A 26369-nucleotide genomic window follows, 5' to 3' on the forward strand; every position below is an offset into this window, starting at 1 on the left:
AGTGATAGTGAAAGGCATAGGCGCGGGGCTGATCGTTGAAAAAGCCGGGACGGTCGCTACAATAGGTGAGCTTATTTTAATTTATGCTGTGGGGGCTTGCCATGGAAAGCTACAAGGAAATTGTCGCTCTAGTCCTCGCTGCAGCCACTGCCTTCTTCTACCTGCTCTGGTTCTTGCTCCCCCCCGTCCGCCTGGTCTGGCGCTGCCTCGCCATCCAGGAAAACCTCCCCGTCCTGAACACGCTTAAGGCCTGCTATGACTCCGCCTGGCCCTTCCGCCCGGCCTTGTTCAGAAGGCAGATGCGGCTGTGGCTGGAGCTGCGGCTTTTGCACCCCAAGCCGCGCCGTGAGCCCAGGTGGTTCTTCGACGCGAAGACCAAGCGCTACCAGCTGCAGTACGACGACACTGCCTACCGGCAGGCTGTGGCCGAGTGGAAACGCTCGACCCGCGCCAAGTTCGGGGCGCTCAAGATCAAGGAGAGGGAGCCGGTGATCGAGGTGGTGGACGTCTTCCGCCTCAATGACGACGGCACCAAGGACGGCATCAAACAGTACCTGCTTGCCGTGTCCCAGTTGAGACTCTCGCTGGACGAGCAGGCCTCGTTTCTGTGCAGCGTCAAGATCGAGCACGGCTTTTTGTTGCCGCTGAACCTCCTGGCGGGGCTCATGTCCCGCTTCGCCGACGACTGGGATCCCATCATCTCCTGTTACGACCGCATGGCCGACCGCGCCTTCTCTCCGCAGCAGATGACCATCTTCAACCTGTGGCTGCTATGGGGGCCGAGCGTGCCCATCTGCAGCTGCGACCAGTGGGGCGGGCCGGTCACCCTGCAGTACGGCTTCGGCGACGAGAACAATTCCGTGCGGGTCAGGGTGAGGGACGAGAGGAAGGAGCAGTTGCTGGCCGATCTGCGCAAGGCGGTGGCGGCGAGAAGCAGCACCGCCCACCCCGCCCTGCATGCCAGCGTCACCGGGAGGCTGTGGCCCCCAAGCAGCTTTTTCCAGGGGGAGATCTGCGGGGCGCAGCAGGAGCTTTTGAACCCGGACCGCGAGGCCTTCATCCTCGAGTACGAGGGGCACAGCGTGATCGGCAATCCGGCGAGCTCGAGGCTTTTCTACACGGGGTACGTGTGGGCGCTGTTCGTGGTGGGGCGGGAGCAGAAGCCGACCGGGGAGCAGGTGCGCCAGGAGCCGTGGCTGCACGTGATCCCGTTCTTCGAGCACGGCAACATCGTGGACGAGTCCTGCTACAACATGGCCAAACTGCAGCTGGCGCTCAAAGTGATCAACTTCGTGAAGACCAGCGGTCACCTGGAGGCCGACCCGGGGCTCGCCCCGTTGAGGCTTTGGTACGTGTGTGCCCTGGACGACTCCGGGTGCGGGCGCGATATCGAGGTGCTCCCCAAGGGGAAGAGCATCCGCGGCATCCTCGACGAGCTGCTCTCGGAGAGCGAGCACAGGCCGCTCAAGAAGCGGATCGTCACCGACGACCGCGGTTATTGCCAGTTCCTGTCGGGGTGCCACCTGTCCAAGGTGGTGTCAGGGCTCTTCGACGCCATCGCCGGAAGCACGGGGCGCGGTGCGGGCGGGCAGGGTTAGGAGAGGGCCTTGACCAGGGCGGTCGGGTGCAGCGCGAGTCCGAACAGGCCGGCCACTCCCATCACGAAGCCGAAACCTGCGAAGGCCAGCGCCAGGTAGAGGAGCTTTCTTTTTCCCGTCAGCGAGGTGATGGCCAGCATCGCCAGCGAAACCGCCAGGGTGGCGTCGGAAAGGTCGAACTGGTCGTCCCGGTAGTTCAAGTCATCGTACTGCTTGCCCAGGCCGTTGGCCTTGTCGGCGAGCTTCGCTTCCTCCACCTTGTAGCGGGCGATGTTGTCGCTGTACTGCTTCTGCTGCGCCGCCAGGGGTGCCGACACCTTGCCCGGCGCCAGGGATGCGAGGGCCGCCACCTGGTTCAGCCCCAGCTCGGCCAGGTGCTGTTTGAGTTTCTTGGCCTGGTACTCGTTCCAGGCGTCCACCTGGTCCGACTTCGCCTGCAGCATGGCCTGGACGATGTTGTCGTCCTTCACCTTGCAGACCGCCATGAAGACCGATATGAGTGCAACTGCGATGGCGACCCAGTTGTTGAGGGTGTTTCTGGCTTCGGACGAATCGAGCCTGTTCTGCAGGTCGTTCAGTTCTGACATCAGCGTTCTCTCCTTTTAAACCACAGGGGACTGGCTCCGCAGGTGCCTGTCCCCCTTCGTCACGGGCAGAAACACATTTTAGATGACACTTTCTTGCATTCAAGTGACAAAGAGATGACAAAGCGGTCATCTTGAGAGAGTCGCACTACGAAAAAAGGGGCTGCCGTACTGAAACGGCAGCCCCTTTGTCATGCGGAACCGTAGCAGCTTACGGCGTCTGGAACAGGATGCCGGAAACAAGGGTGTCGGGGATCTGGGCGCCGGTCGGTTCAATGAGGTAGGCGGAGTACTTGACGCTGGTGATGCTCACCGAGCCTGGAACGAGGGTAGCGCCGTCGGGGATCAGGGCCGGGTCCACGATCTCGTCAAGCGGCACGATGGAGTAGAGGGCGCTCCAGTCGTAGCCGGTGATCCTGCCGTTGGGGTTCAGGCGGCCATCCTTGGTGACGGTCGGCGCCTTGACGGCTTTCATGCCGCTGGCAGAGAGCTTCTGCGTGGTCTTCACGGTGGTGTCGATGTTGAACGCCTTGTCCTCGGCAAACTCCTTGTTGGTGCAGGCGCCTTCGCCGATGATCTGGATGGTGCCATCCTTCTTTGTCTTGGCGCAGGACACGGTGCCGGTCTCGGTGACGATCTGGTACAGGAAGGAATAGTCGAAGGAGTAGTCGACGACGACTGACTTACCGCTCTGGATGGCACCGTTGTTAACGGACCCGCTGATGGTCACGTCGCCGCCGGTGCTGTCTCCGTGGTTGGTGTAGGTCGCGCTGACGACCTTGAAGTCGCCGGTTACGTCTGCGGAAGCGCCGGTTACATTGCCGGCCAGGCATGCCAACGTTGCAAGTGCTGCTACGAGTATCTTTTTCATTTCTGCCCTCCATAGGATTAAATGGCATGCGGTGCCGATAGATGGTCCTACGTATAAGACAGAAATATCAAATACTGAATATATACCCGGTTATAAACCGTCTATATCTTTGGATATATTTGCTGAAGGAGGAGGCTGGGACGGGGGCGATAGACCACGAAAGGAAGGAGGGGAAGGAGGGGACTGGCTCCGCCAGGTGCCTGTCCCTTCCTCTGTTATCAGCGTCACTTCCCTCCGAAAGTCCTGAGCGCGAGGCAGTCGATGAGGAGACGCTCGCCGGTGAAGGAGGCTTCCTTGCGTTTGACGATGCGCCAGCCGCCGGTGTTGAAGGCGCTGTGCCCGGTCAATTCCTGGGCCAACCCCGGGAACCCTTCCAAAAGCTCGACGAGCGCCTGGTCATGGCCCAGCACGACCGGCTTCAGACCGTCGCCCACCAGGATGGTGATCGGCTCGACGATGAGATTCGCCAGGTCGTAAGGCGCGGGTTCCACTGCGGCAGCCTTTCCCTGCAGGCGGATCATCCGCGCGCGCGAGTCGGGGCCGACGGTCCCCTTGGTGGTACTGATCAGGTCGAGCAGGTGATCGCGGATGTCGTTCAGGCTGTCCGCCGCGTTCAGCCGCTCTATCTCCGGGTAGATCTCCAGCGCCTTGGCCAGGAGGGAAACCTCGCGCAGGTAGTTGCTGCGCTGGTTCTCCGGCACGAGGTACATGGCGATCACCTTGACCGGCTTGCCGTCGGGTGAGCCGTAGTCGATCCCCTTCGGGCTCCAGCCGACGACGCAGATCAGGTCCTCTTCGAAGGGGACCCGGGCATCCGGGCAGGCCCACCCCTTGCCCAGGGCGGTCTTGGAGGTTCCCTCCTTGGCGAGGATCAGCCCCGCGACGTCGGTATCCGGCGGCAGCGACGGGACGGCCTCGAGGATGTGAGCCAGGAAGCGGAGCGCATCTTCCTTGTCGTAGTCATCAGGTATCTCGAGGAGTCGTCCTTCCTGTAGTGCGTCGAGCAAGCTGTCCATCAGTCACCTCCAAAGCGGTTGAAGAACCAGGTCTTCACGAAGTGGGTCAGTATCGAGTACGTCAACAGGAAGCCGATGATCCAGACCCAGTAGACCGGCGGCAGCGGCACCAGGTTGAGCGCCGCGGCGAAGGGGGAGTAGGGGAGCCAGGCGCCGATGCCCATGATGCCCAGGGTAGTCAACGTCATCGGAAGCGAGGCGCAGCTGCCGAAGAACGGTATGCGCCGGGTCCTGATGATGTGCACGATCAGGGTCTGGGTCAGAAGCGACTCCACGAACCACCCGGTCTGGAACAGCTTGGCGAGCCCTTCCTGCTGCAGCGCGGTGACGCCCGGTGCGTTGTAGGCGGCACAGCCGAAAACATACCACATGAGGGCGAAGGTTGCGTAGTCGAAGAGCGAACTGATCGGCCCCACGCAGAACATGAAGCGTTTGATGTTCTCGATGTTCCACTTGAGCGGCTTGGCCACCAGCTCGGGGTCGACGCGGTCGGTCGGGATCCCCGTCTGCGAGAAGTCGTATAGGAGGTTGTTGGTCAGGATCTGCACCGGCTGCATGGGAAGGAAGGGGAGCAGGTAGCTCGCGCCCATCACGGAGAACATGTTGCCGAAGTTGGAGGAGGCCCCCATCCTGATGTACTTGACGATGTTGGCGAAGACCCGGCGCCCTTCCATGATCCCCTCTTCGAGGACCAGAAGGCTCTTCTCCAGGAGGACGATGTCGGCGGTTTCCTTGGCGACGTCCACCCCGGAGTCGACCGAGATGCCGACGTCGGCGGCCTTGAGCGCCGGCGCGTCGTTGATGCCGTCCCCCAAAAAGCCGACCACGTGGCCGCTCGCGCGCAGGCTGCGTACGATCTGCTCCTTCTGGGCAGGGGAGAGCTTGACGAAGATGTCCACCTCCTGCACGACCGCGGCGAAATCCTCGGCGCTGACCCGGGAGAGCTCGGCGCCGGTAAGCATCCGGTCCGCCTTGAGTCCCACGTTGGTGCAGACCCTCTGGGTGACCAGGCCGTTGTCGCCGGTCAATACTTTCACCCGCACCCCCGCTTCCTGCAACAGTCCCAGCGCCTCGCTGGCCTGCGCCTTGGGCGGATCGAAGAAGGCGATGAAGCCCAAAAGGATCATCTGCGACTCGTCCTTCACCTCGAACTGGGTCTTCTCGCGCGGGAACTCGCGGTAGGCGATGGCAAGCACGCGGAAGCCGTCGCGATTGTGTCGCTCAACCTCCTCGAAGAGATTGTCACGGATCATGTCGAAGAGCGGGTAGACCTCCTCGCCGATCTGGTAGTGGCTGCAGCACTCGTAGATCTCCTCCACGGCGCCCTTGCAGATGAGCACGTGGTCACCCTCGAAGTCCACGACCACCGACATGCGGCGGCGCTGGAAGTCGAAGGGGAGCTCGTCCACCAGGCGACACAGCTGCACGTTCATGTCGGTGTGGTCGAGGATGGCGCGGTCGATCAGGTTCCTAAGCCCCGTCTGGTAGTGGCTGTTCAGGTAGGCGTAGGTGAGGACGTCCTCGCTGGTGCGGCCGGTCAGGTCGACGTACTTCTCCAGGACGACCTTGTCCTGGGTCAGGGTGCCGGTCTTGTCGGTGCACAGGATGTCGATGGCCCCGAAGTTCTGGATGGAGGGGAGCCTCTTGATGATCACCTTCTTGGCGGCCATGGTAAGCGCGCCCTTGGCGAGGTTCACCGTCACGATCATCGGGAGCATTTCGGGGGTGAGGCCGACGGCGATGGAGAGGCCGAAGAGGAGGGCGTCGACCCAGTTCCCCTTGGTCATGCCGACGATCATGAAGACGGCGGCGGTCATCACCAGCATGAAGCGGATCATGAGCCAGGTGAAGGAGCGGGTCCCCTTGTCGAAGCTGGTTTCCTCCGGCTTCTCGGCGAGCGAGGCGGAGATGGAGCCGAACAGGGTGCGCACGCCGGTGTTGACCACGACGGCGCGGGCCGAGCCGCTGTTGACGCTGGAGCCCAGGTAGCAGGCGTTGGGGAGCTCCCAGGCGGAGAGCCCGGCCTCGTGCTCCTTGTCTACCAGCGCGCTCTTTTCCACCGGCATCGATTCGCCGGTGAGTGCGGACTGGCTGACGAAGAAGTCCTTGGCGGAGAGGAGCCTGACGTCGGCGGGGATGATGGAGCCGGCCATGAGGAGCACGATGTCGCCCGGCACCACGTCGGAGATGCGGATCTCGGTCTCCTCGCCGTCCCTGAGCACAAGGGTGCGCGACTGCACCCTCTTGCCCAGCGCCTCGACCGCCTGGCCGGAGCGGCGGTCCAGGATGAAGGAGAGCCCGACGCTCAGGATGATCATGGCGCCGACGATGCTGGCCGACTTGGTCTCGCCGACGATGCCGGAGATGATGGCGATCACCAGGAGCTGGATGACCAGCGGGCTCTTGCAGCGCTCCAGGAGGTCGGCCACGACGCCCAGGCGTTTGGCATGGGCCAGTTCGTTGGCACCGTACTCGTCGAGGCGCTTTTCGGCCTCCTCGGTAGTGAGCCCTTCCTTGGCCTTGGTGTCGAGCTCTTTGAGCGTGTCGCGCACCGACATCGAGCAGAGCTCGACCAGGCGGCGCTCGCTGGCGCCCTGGGTGGCGGTTTTCTGCGCTGCTGAGCGCTGGGCGGGAGGCTGGTGCTTCGAGGAACGCCCGGTAGGTATATTGGAAATAATGAACATCCTTCCTTCTCCTGTCACTTACGTGCTGCTAGGTGGCGCCTGAGTGCGGCGGACCACGGCCTTGCACCGGCACGCCGAGAGGGATGCCGGGAAACGGTCACGCGAGGTGCGGCTGTTCGGAGAGTACGCGCAAAAGAATGACGTAGCTGTTCGCACTCCGGCCTGCACGCGGTCGGGCAGACGAACTGCCGCCGATGCGTGAACCGATCGGTGATTGCACTTAAGAGGGAGTGGGTACGACAACTCCCCGCTGCTTCTTCATGTCCCGTTCTTGGGCGGAAAGCGGGTCAAAGCAGGCAGGGAAGGAGGAAGGCTTTGAAAGGAGGCTAGCGCCGCAGGAACGGGATGGGTAACGGATATTCGCTACTATGACTGTCCAATTTGTAGAACCACCACCTTTCCGGTTTGACGTGAGGGTACGAAAAAAGGCCACGGGAGAACCCGGGCCTGAACGTCTGCCTGTGATTCCCCTCTCGTAGGTTTTCGGCAGAGCACAACGTAGGTCGCGGGGACCAGCTACCTTAAGTAAAGCCTTAATCCGGCAATACCTGGTCTACCCATTGGCGTCTTTCGACGTTTCCGGGCAGTAGCCTGTGTTTGTGCAAACGCCTCATCTTAACGAGGAACTTGATGAGCCTTATAAGTAGGTGAAACTGCGTCATTTTGGAGACGCCGCATTCCTAGCTATTTGTCCAAAAATTTGTACCAGCTTTGAACAGTCATTGCAAGCCTTTTCTCCCTGGCAATTAAGGTTGCGTCTGTAGATACCACACCGCCCTAAGCCTGCAATTCTCAAGCGTATAGTTTTATATTAAACTATTTATCAGGTGTTACGCCTGCCTACCCCAAGTCTCAATCCTTCCACCAAATCTAGTACACGCCACTCTCTACATCGCCCCACACGAACGGGAAACTCCCCCACACCTCTTCCTGATTTTTTTTCATCTGTCGCGGAAAAATCGGCGACTTCTACGTACATATATTAGTAGGGCAGTATTTCTGACCATACATGGACTGATTTTTTTTTACGATTTGGTGGCAGAAAACGGCGACTGGCCCGTACATAAATAAGTGAGGAGTATTTCTATCACTACAAGGAGTGAAGAGTAATTGAATGAAGTAGGTTTACACCAGCTTCGGTTCTACCCCAGGGAAGCGCCGTTGCTAGACATTCATGGCATGGTCCATGAGTCGAGTATCAAATCCATCGCAAAGCAGCTGTTCAACTTAGAACTGTCCCAGTTCACTCACCTGAAAAACCGAACGTCTCACAAGAGAAAGTACCGCGACGCCTGGAGCTTCAACGAACAAATCATCATCTTCGCCAACGACTTCACCAAACGGAAAAACATTAGCATCGAGATCAACGGATCAGCTTTCGATCATGCCTGTATCAACGTCGAGAAGGTCTGCAAGATCATTGCGGAAGAGTACGTGGTCGGAGCGTTACATGCGAAAATCGACACCCTGGAGACGTCGTTCAAGACGCTGTATCGGTGCTACCAGCACGAAGCGGTCACCGCTAAGACAATGAAAGGCTCCGACCGCTCCAGCAAGACCAAGACTCTTGTCTTCGGCGCAGATCCTAAGAAGTACGAGATTTACGAGGCCGGTCTGTACCACCCCCACATCAGCAACCCCAACCTGTGCAGGCATGAGCTGAAGCTGGAACGTGAGTACGCTCGCATGTTCTTTGATGAGTGGCGCAAGGCACCCGAAGAGCTTGAGCACCTGATTAAGTCGTACATCGCCGGTCAGTTTGGCGTGAAGTTCAAAAAGCTGTCATCTGACTCCAACGTAGGCCGTCGCCTGACACTACCAATGTGGGATAGCTGGCTGTCCAGCTCCAAGCCAAAACGGTTCGACCGAGTAGCACCGCGTAAGCCGCAGGTTGCTAACCAGCGGGTAGCTCTTGAGGCTCGGATGCTGAAGACTCGGTTGGAGATTGGCGAGGCTGAGTGGGAAAGGGCGCTCGCAAATGCGGATCTTGCTTTTCACCTCGACCGCCACCCCGACGAGAAGTCAACTGAGCGGCAACTAGCTTTTGATTTTGCGGAAGGGGGAATCCCGGACACCGTGCAGGACCTAGAGGTAGAGGACGAACTGCAGTTTTAAGTAGATCCTCTCTATAAATACATCTCTCCTGATACATACACATTGCCAGAAGATCCCGACATTTCACAACAATATCGCATTTAGATGTTTCAATTTCACAGTGCGATGAGGTGCCGAGGCTTTAGCCGAGGCTGTGGAGGTGCGAGTTTAGGGCCGCAGGCCCTGCACCTCCTTCAACTGATAACAACCAACATCAACATAGGAGCAGCACCCATGACCACCGAAGCACGCTACAACCAGATCCAGGACATCTTTGACAGCAACGAAGCCGACAAGGGGCTTCACGCCGATCAAGTCGCAACCGTAAAGGCAACCATCGAGGCCGTCTACCGCAAGACCCCGGCGATCCTCCTCAGGCACCTGGACACCATGAAGGCCAAACATGACACCGGAACCCTTGTCCAACTTCGGGACATCGCAAAGTCCCTCCTGGAGATCCTGGAGGCCGATCTTGCTTAACGAAAACCTGAAGGCCTTCATCGACCGCACCGCCGAGGAGATCCGCAAAGGAGATCCTGAAACCGTAGCTCACCTGGATGACTTCGAGTTGAAGGCCTTGATCCTGGACAAGATCCGGGAACAGGCCGAGGCCGAAGCAGACGGCATGATTGCCGCCGCCACCATGACCGAAATCGTCAAGGCCCTCCGCGCCCTCACAACCAAACTCTAATCCCTCCGCAGCTTCAGCAACTGCGGCCCACCCGGCGGGGATGCGCCGGGTTCTCCACAGGCGGCGGGGCTTCATTCCCCCCGCCGCCTCATTTACCAATCCGAGGAAAAACATGATCGAAACCTACCACAGCCAATCCGGCCACTCCTTCACCTCTCTGCCGCTCGCCCCCGTCGAAATCTACACTGACAGCGACATGGAAGGCCTCTACATCGGCAACACCGTCACCGCCGTCACCGGCGAGCGGTTCACCATCCTGGACTCTAAGAACATCCACGACCGAACCTACAGGCTGCTTCTCCTCCCAGTTGCCCAGGAGGTTGCATAATGCCCGTCCCTCGTTTGATGGTGGCGTTCCGAGTCGAGATGATCGACGGCACGGTCACCTCTGGCACTGTAGCCGTTCCCGGCACCGACCCCGCCGCAGCCTGCACTGCAGTCGCTGGCGCGATCCGCACTCGCAACACCGCAGCGGCCCGACATTCGGCTTTTGCTGGCATCGACCCGGCCCAGGTAGAAGACCTCTCCGTGCAATGCATCGGACCCGCCTGATTCCAGCATCACCTACAACCCAGACCATCACCCAGACCGGCCCCGACAAGGGCCGGTCTTTCAGTCTATGGAGATCCACTTGCAGCTTCACAACGTCACCTACGCACACCGCGTAGGAAACAAGACTGTCACCCGTTCCTGCCGCATCCCAGCGAACTCTCCCGTGACCGCAGAGCGCATCGTCAGGAGATGGTTGTCGCTCGGCGGCATCTGGCCGTGCTCCGTCACACCAGATCCCTGAATACGACCTCTAAATTCAGCTTTTAACGGGACTTTCTGTCCCGGCCTATACCTACCTATCCCTTAAATCGTTAAAAAGGAAATTTCGCAGTGGTTTACCATCAGCTCCACCTTCCCAGACGCAATAACTTCGAGATCCCCTTCGCTGGAGATCGTACCAAATGCCCCTTCTGCGGAGCCTATGGCTTCACCACCGGCACTCGTTGCCGGTGCGGTGTCTGGAATCCATCCGAGAACAGCTACAAGAGGCCCAGGCCGACGAACCGCAGGAAGACCCCGCCGTCTACTTCGCCGATCTACAAACCGATGCACGACGGCCTCGCCGACCACGATCCGCACCGCGACCAAGACGAACTAACACCGTACCGCGCCCAACTCGACAAGATCCATGATCCCGCAGCCGATGCACTGTGGGAGGACTAACATCAAACCGATAGCACCGACCACTGCCGGCATTGTGACCGTCGCAGGCGGTGAGCCTCGCACATCCACCTTAACTATCGCTAAAAGCCTTGAGATTGAGCAACGGGCGGTGATCCAGCTTGTCCACACTTACCAGACCGACCTGGAGGAGTTCGTCCACATGACATTTGAAATGCGTGTGGTTCTCAGGCCCCAAGGCCGGGGAAGCCCAGTCTAGCCGCAATGTTGGATGAACAGCAGGCATCTGCCTTGTTGACCTCCGCTAAGAACACCGAGATGGCATGTTCCTATAAGAAGGCGTTAAATGGGATGCGAAATGTTCTGCACTTCAGTACGCTTTTGAATGTTAAAGCGCAAACGTGGCTTTCTTTTAAACCTCAATGAAATCTATAAGATTTGGTATCTCATCAACCTTTGAAAATTTCCGTTCTATTTTTGCGCGTAATGGAGATTTACTGATGGCATCCTTTATATTATATTTATAAGTGTTTATTTCGACCTCAACAAGCATTGAGTACATTGGTGAACCAGGTGGCTCGTTATCTCTGATTTGTCTTAATATGTTTACTGTCTCAGGTATCGTGGAATTGCAAATAACACTGAGTCTTTCAACCTTTTCCATCCATTCAAACATATTATTGGCAATGCTGCCTCTCTCTCTAGTTATAGAATTAGGAATATAATCTCCGCGGTGTTGATTTCTGTTAGCTTCTTCCACTAAGATTTTACAGTATTTGTAATATACGTTGGCTATTGTATTAGCAAGTTCGACTGGTAAGTCGGTGACTGTACCCAGTTTATTTTTAATCATAGATGCAGTCATATCAATAATTTTAGTGTTCACTACTTCCCTCCATTGTGGTGAAAACAAGGTCATTTTTTAGGGATTTCGTAGTATCCATTTATGTCCCTTGGTGGTCTAAGGATATTGTGGGAGTCAAGGTGCGCTTCAAACTTAGCATCATAAATGGGATTCAGTCCGTCAGCATTGAGCTTTTGGCATCTGAAGCAAACTAGCAACTTGTAATGGGGAACAAACTCACCATCCCATCTATGTAGTCCGTAATTAAAAAGCTTTCCGCAGAAAAAACATTTCTCTTTATGTTCGCCTTCTTCCATGTAGCCCCCTATTGAATTGCCTGAGTTGCTGTAGGCATAATGTTGGGATCGCTGGTTGCCCTTCGGGTGGTGAGTATTGCACATGGATCTTTAATGTTCTAGCCAAAAGATACAATTGAGAGAACATCGTTGCCTACCGCTTGCTTCTCGTCTTTGTTGTAACCGCCAATGTTCACTTATTGAATAAGTGAACATTGGGTGAATCTGGAATTTGAATGACCGCTACAGCACTTAGCTCACTTTTCGCTCTCCATAGAAAAATAGCTCTTGTCAGTAATGTTCACTTATGATAGAAAACAATCACAAGTGAACATTGAGTGGGGGCGAAATGAGCGCACAGGGAACCGAGACAACCACCGCACCGATCAAGAGCATTGCCGACATTAACCGGATCAAGAAGAGCCTGGAGGGCAACACCCGCGACCTCGCCCTGTTCACCATCGGCATCAACGTAGCTCTTCGGGGTTCTGACCTCCTCGCGCTGAAGGTCGGACAGGTCCGCCACCTGAAAGAGGGCGACACCGTGACAGTCAAGGAAGGCAAGACCGGCAAGGTGCGCAACCTCTCCTTCAATGCCGCAGCCGTTGAAGCAGCCCAGCGTCTGATCGCTTCCATAATCGATCCCCAGGACGGCGACCTTTTGTTTCAGAGCCGGAAGCAGGCCGCCAGGAAGGCAATCATCAAGGGCACAGTCACCAAGGAGCCTAGTGCTGGTCAACTGACCATCCAGCAACTCAACCGTCTTGTTAAGGGATGGTGTGGTGTCTGCCGGAAGTCGCAGCCCAAGGACAACTTCGGCTCTCACAGCCTGAGAAAGACGTGGGCCTACCATCAACGGGTGACCTTCGGAGAAGAACTCCCGACGCTGACGGAAATCTTGGGGCACTCCTCCCAGGCCGTCACCCTTCGGTATATCTGCATCCAGCCTGAAGAGATCCACAACGTGTACATGAACTGCCTTTAGACGCCAGAAGGGCCGCTCCAGATCCCGGAGCGGCCCTTCTACGTTCTATCATCTCATCAGCAGCAGGTACACCAGCAAACTGATACAGCTAAGGTTGAACACACCGGCGAGATCCCGACCACGCCGGTAGAACCAGACCGCAGCGCAGGCGTGAACCAAGATCAGCGCCCCGAAGAACGATAAGTGCATTTTACCCCCCTGGTCTACCCCTTCGCCCGTTCCTAAAGTCCCGTTGAAAGCGATCCTCCGCGCCCACGCAGGCAGATCCGCCCCAGGTGGCGGCGGGGATCAAACTGGCATGGCATCCTGTGTGCTAAAAGGGAACCCCAGACCCGAGTAGGGTGTTTTAAAAAGCTATATAATTCAAGTGCTTGCAGTGGTAGCGACAGGCCCAGGCCGTTGTCAACGGTAATTGAAAAGTACCCCTTTTCGGTAATCGAAAAGTACCCCCCCGTGGTTATGACTGCTCGATGTGTTTAGCCAGCAGTCCGGCCTTGAGCTTCTCCTTGAGGCGGTAGCTTTCGCCCTTGATGCTGACAGAGATCGCGTGGTGCAGCACCCGGTCCAGAATGGCGCTGGCGATGACCTGGTCGCCGAAGACCTCGCCCCAGTTTGAAAAGGGCTGGTTAGAGGTCATGATCATCGCCCCTTTCTCGTACCGGCGCGAGATGAGCTGGAAGAAAAGATTTGCGCCCAACCGGTCAATGGGGATGTAGCCTATCTCGTCGACGATCAAAAGTTTAGGCTGGCAGTAAAACTTGAGCTTGTCATCCAGCCGGTTCTCCGCGTGCGCCCGTGCAAGTGCGGTAATCAGCCCCTGGGCGGTGATGAAGAGGGTCCGGTAGCCACGGCGGATCGCCTCGACTCCAAGGCCGACCGAGAGGTGGGTCTTGCCGACGCCAGGAGGGCCAAGGAAGATTACATTTTCGCCGTTTTCGACCCAGCGGCAGGCTGAGAGCTCCTTGATCCGCTTAGGATCGAGCGACGGCTGATAAGTGTAGTCGAATGAGTCGAGCGTCTTGATGAAGGGGAGCCGTGCCATGCGGGTCCCCATCTCGGTGCGCTTGTCCTTCTTCGCGGCCACCTCTTCTTCGACCAGGCGCTGGAGAAATTCGTGATAGCCCCACTCGCCCTTGGCGGCATCCTGGAGCCAGCTATCCAGGTGGTCGGCGAGGCGGGAGAGTTTCAAGTGGCGAAGCGATGCAGCGAGGTCGGTGATCTGTTCCATTGGTCACCCCCTCACATGTTCGCTACGTGGTCGTAGATGTCGAGGTCGCGGATCATGACCTCCTCATCCTTCCACCACGGATCGAAGCGCGGCGGCTCTTCTTTTTTCTTTTCCAGCCGGTCGGTGAAGAGTCCCTGGAAGTGAGCCGGATTGATGCGCTGTTTGCCGGTCCCGACGAGCTTTTGATGCGTGGCGATGACCTCCTCGCCCTGCAGGATTCGGATCTCGTCACCCCACAGCTCAATCTGAACCGTTTGCCCAGCGAACCGCCACGGCACTGAATAACGGTTGGCGCCGAAGGTTATCATGCAGTCTCTGGCCACCTTGCGCGTGAGGGCCGTCTCCAGTCGGTAAGGCGGCACAGAATTGACGTCGATGAGCTTCTCCTCCGAGAATCTCTCGGCGGGACGGCATCCGGTGGTCCCATGGATGCGGACATCGGCGACTTCGACAATCCACTTTTCCAGTTCCCGGTTCAGGTGGTCGAGGTCGATGAAACGGCGCCCGGGCAGGAAGTTTCCCTTGATGTACTTCACGCCCGACTCGATTTTCCCCTTGGTCTGGGGGCGGTGAGGCCGACAAAGCCGTGGATCGAAACCGAAGTGGCCGGCAAAGTCGGCGAACTTTGTGTTGAGGGTGAGTACGCTGGCCGTATGGTCGGTAACGATGGTCTTTGGATTGTCATAGAGCAGTTCTGAAGGGCGGCCACCAAACCATGCGAAAGCCTCCTGGTGGGCTGCCAGAAGAGTCGGCAGGCGCTCATCAAGGTATGCGCGAGCGAAGAGCCTGCGAGAGTAGCCGAGGACCATGGCAAAGAAGTGGATGCGGACTCTTTGGTCGCCGAGCCAGACTTGGGCGCTGCCCCAATCCACCTGCCCCTGCTTTCCGGGACCGGTCTCAAACCGCATTACGGCATCCACTCGCTGCTGGAACTCCTCGCGCAGGGGGCGCACCAACAGCTTTACCATCTCGTATCCGCCGGTGTAGCCCTTCTCCTTGAGTTCGCGGAACAAGATGGCAGCGTTGAAATTAACCTCCTCAGCACGGGAGGTGGCCCATTCATCGAATTGCGAAAGCACAGTGTCTGTTGGCTTCGGTCGCTGGTACGGCTCCCACTGCGGCTTCTTGAGGGCACGACGTACCGTTTTGACGGTCACCTCCAACTGCCTGGCGATCTCCTTCTTAGCGGTTCCAAGCCGGGCAAGCTCTCGGATCGCTCCGTACTTGTTTCTGTCGACCATGGTCCCCTCCAGCATGACAGTCTGCTGAAGGGCATCTTGCACCTGAAGCTCTCCTGGGTGAATCATTTTCCCCTCCCTGTGATGTGAGGGGGGTACTTTTCAATTACCACAGGGGGGTATTTTTACATCATCGCTGACACCGTAGCCGGAATGTCCCTCAAACAGCGCCGTGCTTCGTACCCTTCCGCGCTCTGGTCCCGTCAGCGGGATACAGGTACTCCAACTCATACAGAAGATCTGCCTTTAGTGTGGCGAAATCTAACTCGTACACCAACTTCTCCAGGTCGTCACGGTACATCGTTAGATTGTCAAGGAGTTGGTGCAGGTAGATGGTATCCATGCCGTGTTTGACGTGCCCCATGAGCGTCAATCGAACTGAGTCCGCAATCCTGCCGTGAAGTCTGGTGTCAAAGGTGGCTCTGCAACTGTGAAAGGTTTTGGACCGTAAAGTGCTTTTTATCCCAGTTGCGTACAGGATTTCATTGAACCTTTTTCTGTAGTTTTCGATGGTAACAGGAAAGATTTTATCTTTTTGTTTTCCTGCAAACTCAAGTAGTCCGAGTTCGATTAGGTTGCTATGTACTGGCACCATCCGTATGCTGGCTACATTGTTTTTTGTCAGCTTTGTAAAATCAAAATACGTAACACCGTTGTAGGTCTTTATATCGTTTTTAGTAAATGAGGCTTGTTCAGTTGATCTGAACCCAGTATATATGAACATCAGTATTAGGTACGTCAGTTCTAGCTGGCTTTGCCGGTCACTTACCTTATGAGGCTTGTTGTTAATAACATATGAAAAGAAAGTGTTAAGCTCGCTGAATGAGTACGGCAAGTTTGCCTTTTTGACTTTCTCCTCGCCATGCTTCTTAGGAGAGACAATGGTGGGCACCCGGTCAATGTGTCCAAACTCTTTAAGGTGATTGAAGAAAAACCGCAAGTAGCGCAGCCTTGTATCTGCAGACGCCTTGTTGAGGCCCTTCTTGCCGTTCTTTTCTTCCATCATGAAGAGCGTCAGTTTCTTGTAGTCCAGATCGAGAAGAGACTCGACCGGCACGTCCTTACCGTCCAGCCACCGAGTTAGCTGCTTGAGAGCCTGCTTATCGCTGTTGAGGGTGGAAGCATCCATTGGCCGGTAGTGTACAGTATCGGCTGGCGCTTCACGGTGCGCTTTGTACAGCTTTATCGCTTCACTGAGTAGCAACTGCTTCTGAGGCGGTGGCGCAGATGCAACAGGCTTGAGGTCAGGTGCAGGTGCAGGTTCCTGCCTCTGAGTCGGGGCCAGTACAGCAGATGGTATTTGAAGAGTCTGCACCCCCACGAACTCCCACTCATCGCTGGCCGTCAGTGTCCATCCCTCGTCAAGGCGTACCTGGATCGCAACGAGATCCGGGTGGGGTGCGAGTCCGGCCTCCTGCTCTACGACCCAACCGGGGCCAAAACTCTGAGTAGTAGTTACGCTGACGTGGGTTTGAGTGCCAGGATGCAAACGCCGGAAGATGGTTACAGCCTCTGCGGTGATGGTGGGCGGGGTGTACATTCGTTTACCTCTGATTTCGTGGAACTGCTTTTGGAGATCAGCGAGCGCAGGGTACAGCAGTTTTCGTGCGTCGGCGAGGCATCTGGTTCGCAGACTACGCTTAATTTCGCGGGTTCTGTAGTGGTCTTTTAGGTCAGGAGGGACTACCAGACGGAGGTAGTAGGTACGGTTGATTTTGGTCAGATAGGTCACGATCCGCATTCCTCACTTTGTACAAGGTTTTGTACCAAGCCAGGAATGGGCGCTGAATCACCACTTTGACCATCAATGATTTCGCTAGGTTAGGAAGGGTGAGATTCTGTTCTAACGAGGAATTCGGTGCTGCTATGCGTATGTAGTCGGAGCCTGGCGGGTTTGCGGAACTCCCGACGCGGTCTGACCGAAAATTTGTAACAGGTTTGGAGGCGGGTGGCAAGCAAAAAGTACCGCAGGTGGAGCCGACTTAGGACGACGAAGGCCACCGCGGCGAGCCGCGGTGGCCTTCGTCTGTGGAAGACGTGGTGCCGGATGAGATGCTAGTGGCCGGGCTTGTTCAAATCATCCAGGATATCGTTGGCTTCTTTCAGTTTTTCTTGGAGTTTTTTCAGCTCGTCGGCCGTGTAGACCCTGTGCCCCTTGTTGATCTCGCCCTGTAGCTTGGCGATCTTCTGCTGGATGCTGTCTACCTCGTTTCTGCAGTTTTTCGAGATGAGCAGGCATTCGTCTTTGGAACCCATGCCCATGTCAGCGGCAAACGTCGGTACGCTGCCCAGTGCCAGGAACCCTGCCATGACAATCAAAGCGATCCTCTTCATCGTGTGCCTCCTTGTCTGTAGTGTCCTTGTCGCAATGTGACATCCGGAATAAGTAGTAGCACCCCCGCTACCTGTGTCAAGTGATGCCGAAGGTCCGGGCACCCTGTGACATAGGATGGAACTGCTGATCCAATTATCTCACAATATGACTCTACAGGATAGCCATGAAGATGACCGCGGCCGCCAGGAGGAGCAGGCGGTGCCCGATCAGCGCCCGGGGGGGGAGGCCGTCCTGGCGCTGCAGTTTGCCCAGGATGACCCAGGAGAAGAGGGCGGCGAGCAGCAGCAGAGGGTAGATGAGCAGGCGCAGCGTTCCCAGTTCCGGGGTCAGCGCCGCCGCGTCCAGGAGGTTGCCGAGGCGCAGCGCGTCCACCAGGAGCGGCACGATTCCGGCGCCCCCCTCCACCAGCGCCCGGAAGAAGATCATGAACAGGCCGGCCACCGCCAGCGGCAGGTAGGCCAGACCGCTGGTGGTGAAGACCGAGCGCCAGCCGGTGCCGCGCACCGTGGCCGAGGCGAGGCCGGCGAGGACGGTGAAGCCCGCCACGATGGCCAGGGCCAGCAGGTAATCGTTGACGCTCCAGAGGGTGCGCGTGAAGATCTCGGGAGGGCGGCCCGCCAGCAGCGGCGTACCTTTGGCGGCGATTACCACGCCGATCAAAGTGGTGCTGAAGAGCGCTTCGCGGAAGCCGCGCCGGGCCCGGTTGAAACCGCCCCAGGTGGGGTTTCTCAGGTCGAGTTGCATGGAGCGGTGCGGACAGCTCCGGACGCAGTTAAGGCAGAGCACGCAATGATCGGAGCTGTCGACGCCGGAAGGGTGCAGCCCCATCGGGCACCCCTTCTCCTTGATGCAGTCGTCGACGCGGCAACGGCTCAGGCAGACGTTGTGGTTACTGTGCATCTCCAGCGGCGAGATGCGCGACACCAGGCTTACGATCCGCCCCAGGGGACACAGGAACTTGCACCACCCCCGGCGGCCGATCACCAGGTCGGCGCTGACGGTGGCGCAGAGGATCCCGGAAAGGAGCACCCCGGTAGCACCGGCGTAGCTGAACATGCCGGTCGCCTGCTCCAGAAGAAGAATCGCCACCAGTGCCACGAAAGAGAGCGACGGTCCCCAGCGGCGCAGCCAGGGGGCGGGGTCGCGCACCACGCGGCTGGAAACCCCCAGGTACTCCCCGATCGCCTCCATGGGACAGAAGCTGCACCAGCCGCGGGCGAAGAGGAAGGCGGTGACCAGAAGCGCCGGCCACCCGATGGTCCACGCGATGAGGTTGGCGGCGTTGTGCTGGCGCGGGCCGAACAAGGTGTAGAGCGTGACGCCGAGAAAGAGCGGCACGGTGAGCCAGCGCAACAGGCGCGGGAAGCGCGGGTTCCTGGCCAGGTTCTCCACGGCGGGGAGGGTGAGCAGGTTGAAACGCCCGTCACCGAAGGGGTGCCCCTGCAGCGAGATGTGCTCGGGCTGGATCTCGTCGTCGTTGCAGACCACCACCGCGCGGGAGACGACCTGGTACAGTTCGCTCGCGTTCAGGGGCCAGTCGTGGTCCACCAGCCGGTTCAGGGCGTCCTGGGAGAGGCGGCGCACCTCTTTGTGGTGCTTGGCGTTCAGCGACTTCAAAAGGCTCCGGGCTATGACCGGGATGTCCTTTTTGCGCTCCCTGAGCGGCACGAGCTCCAGGGTCTCACCGGAGAGCTTCTTGAACAGCACCGCGTGGAACTTGCCGCTGTCCACCAGCGGCTGCAGGGGCTTACCGCTGGTGGCGATGATGCGCACCTGCGCGCTTCTGAGCTTGGTCTCGCCGCGACGGGTGAAATGGCCGCTCTCCATGAAATCGACCAGTTCCTCCTGCACGGCGGCGGAGAGGCAGTCGATGTTCCTCAAGATGATGTCGCCGCCTGCGGCGAGCTCGATCATGCCGCGCCTGACCCGACGGGCGTACATGGCCCCCTCGGGGGCGTGGCCGAACAGGGCCGCCTCCTGGGCGAGGCCCAACAGGAGCGAGTTCTGCTGGGCGGAGTCGCTGGCGGAGCATTCCTCGCCCATGACCGGGGGAGGAGAGGCGCAGTCGAGAAAGAGGACCGGACGGTCCCCGGTGCTGTGGAAATGGATCAGGCGGGCGGCGAGGTCCTTCCAGGTTCCAGGTTCGCCGAGGATGAGGACGTGGCTCCTGGTGTCGGCCAGGTGCTGCAGTCGCTGGTTCAAGAGGCGCACCCAGGGGGAGGTGCCGGGGAACTCACCGAATTCGGGAAGGAGCTGCCAGCCGATGATGTTGGTGATCACCTCGCGGTGCTCGCTCTCCTCGCGCTGGTGGCGGTGCGCCCAGCTCCCCAGCTGCGCCGCAAGGATGCGGCTCAGGTTGGCATAGAGCAGGGGCATGGCCTCCAGCAGTTCCTCGAAGTGTTCCCGGGTGAGACGGGCGGCCTGAACCTCGGTGATCGCGCGCACGTCGGCGGAGCGCATCTCGTCGGTGAGGATGGCGCGCTCGCCGATCACGTTGCCGATGCCGAGCTCGGTGAGGTTGAGGATCTGCCCGGAGCGGTCCAAAAGCTCCACCCGGATCCTCCCGGAGAGGATCACGTAGAGCTCCTGTGCCGGCTCGTGCCTGGCCAGGATGACGTCGCCCGCGGCGAAGTCGCGCAGCTCCAGGCGCTGCGCGATGCGCTGCAGGTCGTTTTCGTTGAGGCCGCTGAAAAGGCGGATGCCCGAAATGGTCTCGGAACTGATTGAAGCCATCGTTCTCCCGGCTTCGGCAGGAGGTTACCCGGTGCGGTGGCGCTTGGCCCGGGGCGGGCTGCCGAAGAGGGTTACGATGGTAGCGTAAAAGGCGGGGCAGTGTCTAAAACGTATACCGCGCAAAGGGTTGCGGGCGCGTATACGTCGATCCACTCTCCCCCTCCCGCAAGGTTCATCCGGGAATTTCGGGGGCGCGGAAAGTGTGACCTACGAAGTGGTGCACGTGAACCAGAGCTCCCCCCCTTGCGAAGGGGGGACGGGGGGGATTTGCCTTGGTTTCACGCCGTTGGTGTGGTGAAGCTGGCTATTCTATTGAAACTTTTGCGGAAGGGCCAAACAGAGGCAAAATCAAATCCCCCCTATCCCCCCTTCGCAAAGGGGGGGACTGTGATGCTTGTGCAACCTTGTGGCCAGCTACGGCAAAGCGCCTCGGAATTCCCGGATGGACCTGCCGCAAGGGGAGGGGGAGTGTCCGATGGCGCCGGCGTCACCAACTGCGGCGTAATGCCGCCACCAGGCGGCGCGCGCCGTGCAGCGCGCCCAAGGGGCCCTTGTCGGAGCCGTAGGGGAGATCGCCGCCGACGGTGACCTTCCAGGTGTCGGTGACGTTGTAGCCGACCTCACCCTTCAAGAGGCCGTCGCCACGCGTGAGGCCGCAGTCCCAAACCAGTTTCCAGACGCCCCACTCCTCGGTCTGGTTCCAGGCGACGATGAGTGCGGGGAGCAGGCCGCGGTCGAAGAGGAGGGTCGGATCGACCGGCGGATCGATGGCGTTGCCGGCCAGGGTGATCAGGAGCGTGCCGTCGCCGAAGCCGCGCTCGACGCTCAAGGTGCCGATCAGGGCGTCGCCCAGTTCCCGGTCCGCCGAGAAGAGGGCGGCCACCTCGCCGCGCAGGACGTAGGGCCCGGCCACCCGCGACACCTCGACGCCGACGCCGTGCTCGCGCGGGTAGCGCCGTCCGACCGAGATCACCGGGACCGGACCGGTCTGCAGCGCAGGGTCAAGGGAGAACTCGAGAATGGGGGCGGGACGCACGCCGCTTCGTGCCCAGACGCCGAGGTCCCAGTCGCCGTGGGTCGCCAGGAGGCGCAAGGCGGCGAAGCCGGGAAGCGGCGGTTGATCATCCTTCTCGTAGAATCGGGTCCCTTCCGGAAGGGCGCCCGACGCGATGGGCGCGTTGCGGCTGCCCAGGGGGGGGAGGCGCCAGGGTGTGGTCACCGGCACCAGCACCGCCTGGTAACGCAGGTTCTCTTCCTGTCCGCTCAGGCGGATGGCCCACAGCGGCAGCTTCTCATCGGCAAAGGGATCGGTGACGTCGCGGGGGAGGAAGGCGTCGGCGGGGGAGTAGCCGTCGGTCTTGCCCCAGCCGAGCTGGAAGCGCCCGAGCTCCAGGTCGTGCGACGGGGCGAGCGGGACGCGCAGCCAGAGCTCCGGGACCGAGATAGGCGGCCGGCGGAGCTTTCGGTCGGCGGGGTCGAAAACCAGGGGGGTCGTCTGCGGCGCGGTGAGCCATTCGGCGCGCAGGGAGGCGGTGAACTGGCTCTCGGCGAGGCGCTGCTCCCACTTGTTGTAGAGCGTGCCCCAGCCGGCGCCGTACGGTTCGCCGGAGAAGCGCTCACCGTAGGCAAACCCCTTCAGCTCCGCGTAGCCTGAGAACCCTTCGGCCAGCGCGGAGCAGGGGAGGAGGAGCAGGAAAAGGATTAGGAGCCGGGTTATCAATCGCCCCCCTCGCGGGTCAGGTTCTGCAACGTGAAGCGGCTGGCGGGCTGGGGACGGTTGAAGGAGATCTGCTTCAAGGTCACCGTGGTGTGGCTTCCCTTCTTCAGGTCGGTCATCTCCATGCGCGCGGCGACGTAGTGCCCCTCGACGTTCTTGATGTCCGAGAGGATCAGGCGCTTGGCCGGCTCCTTGTCACCCTTCCTGATCAGGTCCTCGCGCACCAGGTAGAGGATGTCCTTTCTCAGGTAGAGGATCCGCTTCTGGTAGATGGACTTGCCCCCTTTCTCCAGCGGGATGGCGGTGATGACCCAGCAGGGCTGGCCGTCCAGCGTTTCCTCGCCCTGCAGTGCGACCTTGTACTTCTCGTGGTCGAACTCCTCCATGTCCTCGTAGTTGAAGTCGGTGCCCACGAAGGAGGCGTCGCGGTCCTGCGGAGCGATGCGCCGCTCCCGTTTCATGGAGGGGAGGTAGAGCCACTGGTCCGGGTTGTCCGAGCCCGGCCGCGGCAGGGAGAGAAAGCCGACCCCCTTCACCTCGGGAGGATCGGTGAAGCGGATCAGGTTCTTCGAGTCGCCCGCGTACCCCTGGCGATAGCTGTTCCACCCCTTCTTGCGGACCTTCCCCTCCTTGTTGACCACGGTGAGGTCGCCTGAGTACTGCTGGGTCTTGGTGCGGTGCCGGCTCTCGGATTCCTTCAGGAGCGCGCGGGCATCCAGCGCGGCGAGGGCCGGGGCGGCGCAAAGCGGCAGGAGAAGGGCGGCTGCGAGCAACAAAAGAAGCGATTTGAAACCTTTGCGGGTCATGGTGCAAAACCTCCTTGTTTGGATGAAAACCTTCGTGCGGTGTCCACTAGCTCCTCTCCCTGGAGGGGGAGGTTGGGAGGGGGGGCACAGCGCGACTTTCCCCCTCCCCGTCCCTCCCCCTCCGGGGGAGGGGGCCCTGTTGGACGACGTACTCTACTCGTACTCTATCGCCTCGGTCACCTTGACCCCGGCCGCTTGTCGGGCGGGGATCCCTGCGGCCAGGAAAGACACCACGGGAAGGGCGACCAAGAGCTGCCCCAGCACCTCCCACGGGTAGTGGTGCGGCATGGCCCACCCGGTGAATGCCTTGGCTACCGGCCCCTCCATGAACGATGCGAACAGGTTGCCCGCGGGAAGCGCGAGCATGAGCCCCACCAGGGCGAGCACCAGTGCCTCCAGCACCACGCTCCTCGCGATCTGCCCGGGGAGTGCCCCAAGCGCCTTCAGGATCCCGATTTCCCGGGTGCGCTCGGCCACCGAGATGAGCAGCGAGGTGACGATGCCGAGGAAGGCGACCCCGAGCGCCAGCAACACGGTGATGCGCATGACGGCGTAGAAGGCGTCGATGGCCTTGCCGATCTCGTCCTTGAACTCGCGCTGGGTGGAGATGAGCGCGGGATAGCGGCCGGAGAGCTTGGCGCGGATGGCATCGCGCACCCTGCCGGGGTCCGTCCCCGGCGTCACCGAGACGTCGTAGATGTCGACCCGGTCGTCCTGCCAGTGCCTGAGAAAGACCTTGCGGTCCAGGAACACGGCCCCCTGGTCGGAGGAGTAGTCGCGGATGACGGCGGCGATGGGAAACTCCACCATGCCGCCCGGCGTGTTGAGCGGCACCTTGTCGCCCACGCTGAGGCCGAAGCGGTCGTGGAAATTCTCGGTGACGGCGCACATCTCCTTGTTTATGAGTCCCTCCCGCATGGCATCGCGATTGCCCTGGGCGAAGTCGTAGCGCACCCGCTGCATGAGGGTGTCCATCTCCACCGAGCCGACCAGGATCTGCCTGCCGTGAAACTGCGGCCTGATGGCGCGGTAGCTCTCCACTGTGCGCACGCCGGGGAGCGCCAGGATCTCGCCTTTCACCGCGCCGGGGTAGAGGAAGTCGGGACGCGAGAAGTTGGCAGAGGCGCGCACGAAGAGATCGCAGGTGAGGATGTCGTCCATCCAGCGTACGATGGTGAGCCGGGTGGAACCCATGTACCCCCCCAGCCCCAGCACGAAGGTGAGGGAAAGGGCCATGGCCATGATGGTGCCGGCACTGCGGCGCGGATTGCCCAGGAGCGAATCCGACGAGAGCGGCCCGGCGGAGGGGAAAAGGCGGGTGAGCAGCGGGCCGAGTGCGACCAGGACGGCGCGGGAGAGCGGGCCGATCAGGAGCACGAGGCCGATGCCGCCCAAAAGGAGCACCGACAGTACCAGGCCGTTCCCCTTGACCACGTTGCTGAGCGCGAGCCCCACTGCGCCGGCCACCAGGGCGGCCCCGGCGGCGATGCGCGACGCCACCCGACGCTGCACCTTGGCCTGGAAGGATCCTTTGGCGAAGGCCTCGGTAGGGGAGATGCGCGAGGCGGAGAGGGCCGGTCCCCAGGCCCCCACCAGCGAGGCGACCAAGCCGAGCAGCATGGACTGCAGCACGATGGCCGGGGTGAGGTGCACGACGCCCGAGCCGGAGATGCCGTACACCATCTCGGTGCTCTGCCCCATGCTCACCAGGAGCGCCTGCGAGAAGGCGGTGCCGGCCAGGCAGCCGAGCGCGCCGCCGAGGAGGCCGATGATGAGGGCTTCGGCCAGGAACAGGACCTGCACCTGGCGCGGCGTGGCGCCGAGGGCGCGCAGCGTGCCGATGTCGCGGCGACGACGGTTCACCGACACGTTGAAGGCGTTGAAGATGAGGAAGATGCCGATGGAGAGGGCGAAGGCGCTGGAGACGTTGAACCCGGCGGTGAAGTTGGCCACCAGCCGCTCCATCTGTTCGCCGCGCCTGGCTGGGGTCTCCACGCGGTAGGCCGGGCCGAGCGCCTTTTGCAGCATCTCGGTCCCCTGGGCGACCGTGACGCCGTCCTGAAGCCGCACGTCGATGCGGTCGAAGCGCCGCCCGCGGCCGAAGAGTTCCTGCGCGGCATAGACGTCCACCACCATCAGGTTGCCGCCGAAGGCCTGGGCGAAGCCCTTGGGGCTCATCAGGCCGCGCGCGGTCACCTTTCTGACGCCGCTGGGGACCTTGACGGCAAGCGAGGTGCCGGTAGTAAGCCCGGCGCGCTTGGCGAACTCGCGGGTGAAGAGGGCGGAGTCGGGCTGGGCCAGGAAGAGCAGCGGGTCGTCGAGGTCGGCGTCGTCACCTTCGAAGCCGTAGTCGCGCATCTCCCGGTCCCCCAGCAGATCGACGCCGATCACCATCAGGCTCCCCAGTTCCCCCTTTTCCGGGACCACGATCTGCTCGATGACCGGGGAGGTAGCCCTGATGCCGGGCATGTTCCTGAGCCGCTCCTGCAGCGCTTCCGGGACGCCCCCCTCCATGGTCACCTGGAGCTGCGCCTTGCCGGCGACGCGGTCCACCGTCGAGCCGATGCCGACTACCAGTGCGTCCTGCGCCGTTTTGATGGAGCTGAAGGTGGTGACGCCGACCACCACCCCCAAGAGGGTGAGGATGGTCTTGGCCAGGTGGCGCCGGGCGTAGGAGAGGGAGAGGTGCCGCAGCAGGAACCTCATCTGTCACCTCCCGGTGCGGCACCGTCGTCCTCGACCAGGCCGTCCCTGAGACGAATGAGGCGGTCGCAGGCGGAGGCTGCCTCGCGGTCATGGGTCACCATGACGATGGTGGTGCCGCGCCGGCCGTGGATGGAGCGGAGCAGGGCAAGGATCTCCTTGCCGCGGGCGCTGTCGAGGTTGCCGGTCGGTTCGTCGGCCAGAAGCAGCGGCGCGTCGGTGACCAGGGCGCGTGCGATGGCGACGCGCTGGCGCTCGCCCCCGGAGAGCTCGTCGGGGAGGTGGTCGGCGCGGTGTTCCAGTCCCACCTCGGCCAGCACCCGCTCCACGCGGGCCTCAGCCTCCTTGGCGGGGATCCCGGCAAGCCGCAGCGGCAGCGCCACGTTCTGCCTGACCCGCAGCGTGGGCATCAGGTGGTAGGCCTGGAAGATGTAGGAAACGTGGGCGCGCCGGAACAGGGACCGCTCCTTCTCGCCTTGCCGGGCCAGGTCGGTCCCCGCCACCAGCACCTGGCCGGAACTGGGCACGTCCAGCCCCCCCATCAGGTTCAGCAGCGTCGACTTGCCCGAGCCCGACGGCCCCATGATGGCCACCATCTCTCCGGCGGCGATGGAAAGGGTAATGCCGGCGAGGGCCGTGACCGTCGATTTGCCGTCGTATGATTTCACCACGTCTCTAAGTTGCAGCACGGTTGGTTCCTCCTTGAGGAAAATTATGTTCACAGGCAGCTCCTCCCCCTGAGGTTGGGAGGGGGGGACTCGTTGGAAGCCTGC

General features: G+C 60.4%; 22 protein-coding genes and 1 riboswitch. Of the genes, 6 read left to right on the top strand and 16 right to left on the bottom strand.

Annotation, left to right across the window (positions count from 1 at the left end; translation table 11 throughout):
- Nucleotides 1-101 precede the first annotated feature (101 nt).
- Nucleotides 102-1598, top strand: a complete 1497-nt coding sequence (locus KP004_RS01295) for a hypothetical protein (protein WP_216800596.1) — start codon at nucleotides 102-104, stop codon at nucleotides 1596-1598.
- Here the strand turns inward: KP004_RS01295 and KP004_RS01300 are convergent.
- The 4 genes from KP004_RS01300 to mgtA form a co-directional block, all read right to left on the bottom strand.
- Nucleotides 1595-2185, bottom strand: coding sequence for a DUF4337 domain-containing protein (locus KP004_RS01300; protein ID WP_216800597.1), 591 nt, complete (start codon nucleotides 2183-2185; stop codon nucleotides 1595-1597). The two genes, KP004_RS01295 and KP004_RS01300, sit on opposite strands and share 4 nt — an antisense overlap.
- Nucleotides 2186-2393: 208 nt before the next feature.
- Nucleotides 2394-3053: a hypothetical protein gene (locus KP004_RS01305; protein ID WP_216800598.1), complete on the bottom strand. Its 660-nt coding sequence runs from the start codon at nucleotides 3051-3053 to the stop codon at nucleotides 2394-2396.
- Between the two features lie 224 nt (nucleotides 3054-3277).
- Complete coding sequence (locus KP004_RS01310) at nucleotides 3278-4069, bottom strand: PTS sugar transporter subunit IIA (protein ID WP_216800599.1); 792 nt, start codon at nucleotides 4067-4069, stop codon at nucleotides 3278-3280.
- Entirely contained in the window at nucleotides 4069-6753 is a 2685-nt protein-coding gene (gene mgtA / locus KP004_RS01315; RefSeq protein WP_216800600.1) for a magnesium-translocating P-type ATPase, read from the bottom strand. The genes KP004_RS01310 and mgtA overlap by 1 nt, the downstream gene beginning before the upstream one ends.
- Before the next feature lie 461 nt (nucleotides 6754-7214).
- Nucleotides 7215-7383, bottom strand: a riboswitch (M-box (ykoK) riboswitch).
- Nucleotides 7384-7863: 480 nt separating this feature from the next.
- Here mgtA and KP004_RS01320 point away from each other — a divergent pair.
- The 4 genes from KP004_RS01320 (at nucleotide 7864) to KP004_RS01335 (ending at nucleotide 9866) form a co-directional block, all read left to right on the top strand.
- Nucleotides 7864-8868: a hypothetical protein gene (locus KP004_RS01320; RefSeq protein WP_216800601.1), complete on the top strand. Its 1005-nt coding sequence runs from the start codon at nucleotides 7864-7866 to the stop codon at nucleotides 8866-8868.
- A gap of 213 nt (nucleotides 8869-9081) precedes the next feature.
- The gene (locus tag KP004_RS01325) at nucleotides 9082-9327 is read left to right on the top strand and encodes a hypothetical protein (RefSeq protein ID WP_216800602.1); all 246 of its coding nucleotides are present in this window, start codon (nucleotides 9082-9084) and stop codon (nucleotides 9325-9327) included.
- Nucleotides 9320-9538 (top strand): hypothetical protein, encoded by a 219-nt coding sequence (locus KP004_RS01330; RefSeq protein ID WP_216800603.1) that lies wholly within the window; start codon nucleotides 9320-9322, stop codon nucleotides 9536-9538. The genes KP004_RS01325 and KP004_RS01330 overlap by 8 nt, the downstream gene beginning before the upstream one ends.
- 112 nt (nucleotides 9539-9650) lie before the next feature.
- Entirely contained in the window at nucleotides 9651-9866 is a 216-nt protein-coding gene (locus KP004_RS01335; protein ID WP_216800604.1) for a hypothetical protein, read from the top strand.
- A gap of 1257 nt (nucleotides 9867-11123) precedes the next feature.
- On the opposite strand, the gene KP004_RS01340 is transcribed toward KP004_RS01335, so the two are convergent.
- Together KP004_RS01340 and KP004_RS01345 are read right to left on the bottom strand one after the other, a co-directional pair.
- The gene (locus KP004_RS01340) at nucleotides 11124-11597 is read right to left on the bottom strand and encodes a hypothetical protein (protein ID WP_216800605.1); all 474 of its coding nucleotides are present in this window, start codon (nucleotides 11595-11597) and stop codon (nucleotides 11124-11126) included.
- A 29-nt stretch (nucleotides 11598-11626) separates the two neighbouring features.
- Nucleotides 11627-11872 (bottom strand): hypothetical protein, encoded by a 246-nt coding sequence (locus KP004_RS01345; protein ID WP_216800606.1) that lies wholly within the window; start codon nucleotides 11870-11872, stop codon nucleotides 11627-11629.
- A 328-nt stretch (nucleotides 11873-12200) separates the two neighbouring features.
- Between KP004_RS01345 and KP004_RS01350 the strand changes: the two genes are divergently transcribed.
- Nucleotides 12201-12836, top strand: coding sequence for a tyrosine-type recombinase/integrase (locus KP004_RS01350; protein WP_216800607.1), 636 nt, complete (start codon nucleotides 12201-12203; stop codon nucleotides 12834-12836).
- Nucleotides 12837-12884: 48 nt separating this feature from the next.
- On the opposite strand, the gene KP004_RS01355 is transcribed toward KP004_RS01350, so the two are convergent.
- The 10 genes from KP004_RS01355 to KP004_RS01400 form a co-directional block, all read right to left on the bottom strand.
- A complete protein-coding gene (locus tag KP004_RS01355; protein WP_216800608.1) occupies nucleotides 12885-13025 on the bottom strand; it encodes a hypothetical protein in 141 nt (46 codons plus the stop codon).
- 268 nt (nucleotides 13026-13293) lie between these two features.
- Entirely contained in the window at nucleotides 13294-14064 is a 771-nt protein-coding gene (gene istB, locus KP004_RS01360; protein ID WP_216800483.1) for an IS21-like element helper ATPase IstB, read from the bottom strand.
- Between the two features lie 11 nt (nucleotides 14065-14075).
- A complete protein-coding gene (gene istA, locus KP004_RS01365; RefSeq protein ID WP_216800482.1) occupies nucleotides 14076-15347 on the bottom strand; it encodes an IS21 family transposase in 1272 nt (423 codons plus the stop codon).
- Nucleotides 15348-15462: 115 nt separating this feature from the next.
- Entirely contained in the window at nucleotides 15463-17034 is a 1572-nt protein-coding gene (locus KP004_RS01370) for a DUF6538 domain-containing protein (RefSeq protein WP_216800609.1), read from the bottom strand.
- A 323-nt stretch (nucleotides 17035-17357) separates the two neighbouring features.
- Complete coding sequence (locus tag KP004_RS01375) at nucleotides 17358-17636, bottom strand: hypothetical protein (RefSeq protein WP_216800610.1); 279 nt, start codon at nucleotides 17634-17636, stop codon at nucleotides 17358-17360.
- Between the two features lie 151 nt (nucleotides 17637-17787).
- Nucleotides 17788-20370, bottom strand: coding sequence for a sigma 54-interacting transcriptional regulator (locus tag KP004_RS01380; RefSeq protein ID WP_216800611.1), 2583 nt, complete (start codon nucleotides 20368-20370; stop codon nucleotides 17788-17790).
- A gap of 487 nt (nucleotides 20371-20857) precedes the next feature.
- A complete protein-coding gene (locus tag KP004_RS01385) occupies nucleotides 20858-22090 on the bottom strand; it encodes a hypothetical protein (RefSeq protein ID WP_216800612.1) in 1233 nt (410 codons plus the stop codon).
- Nucleotides 22087-22893: an outer membrane lipoprotein-sorting protein gene (locus tag KP004_RS01390; protein WP_216800613.1), complete on the bottom strand. Its 807-nt coding sequence runs from the start codon at nucleotides 22891-22893 to the stop codon at nucleotides 22087-22089. The genes KP004_RS01385 and KP004_RS01390 overlap by 4 nt, the downstream gene beginning before the upstream one ends.
- Nucleotides 22894-23046: 153 nt before the next feature.
- Nucleotides 23047-25599, bottom strand: a complete 2553-nt coding sequence (locus tag KP004_RS01395; protein ID WP_216800614.1) for an ABC transporter permease — start codon at nucleotides 25597-25599, stop codon at nucleotides 23047-23049.
- Entirely contained in the window at nucleotides 25596-26318 is a 723-nt protein-coding gene (locus KP004_RS01400) for an ABC transporter ATP-binding protein (protein ID WP_239026894.1), read from the bottom strand. The genes KP004_RS01395 and KP004_RS01400 overlap by 4 nt, the downstream gene beginning before the upstream one ends.
- Between the last annotated feature and the right edge of the window lie 51 nt (nucleotides 26319-26369).

This window comes from Geomonas oryzisoli (assembly GCF_018986915.1).
Lineage (GTDB): Bacteria > Desulfobacterota > Desulfuromonadia > Geobacterales > Geobacteraceae > Geomonas > Geomonas oryzisoli.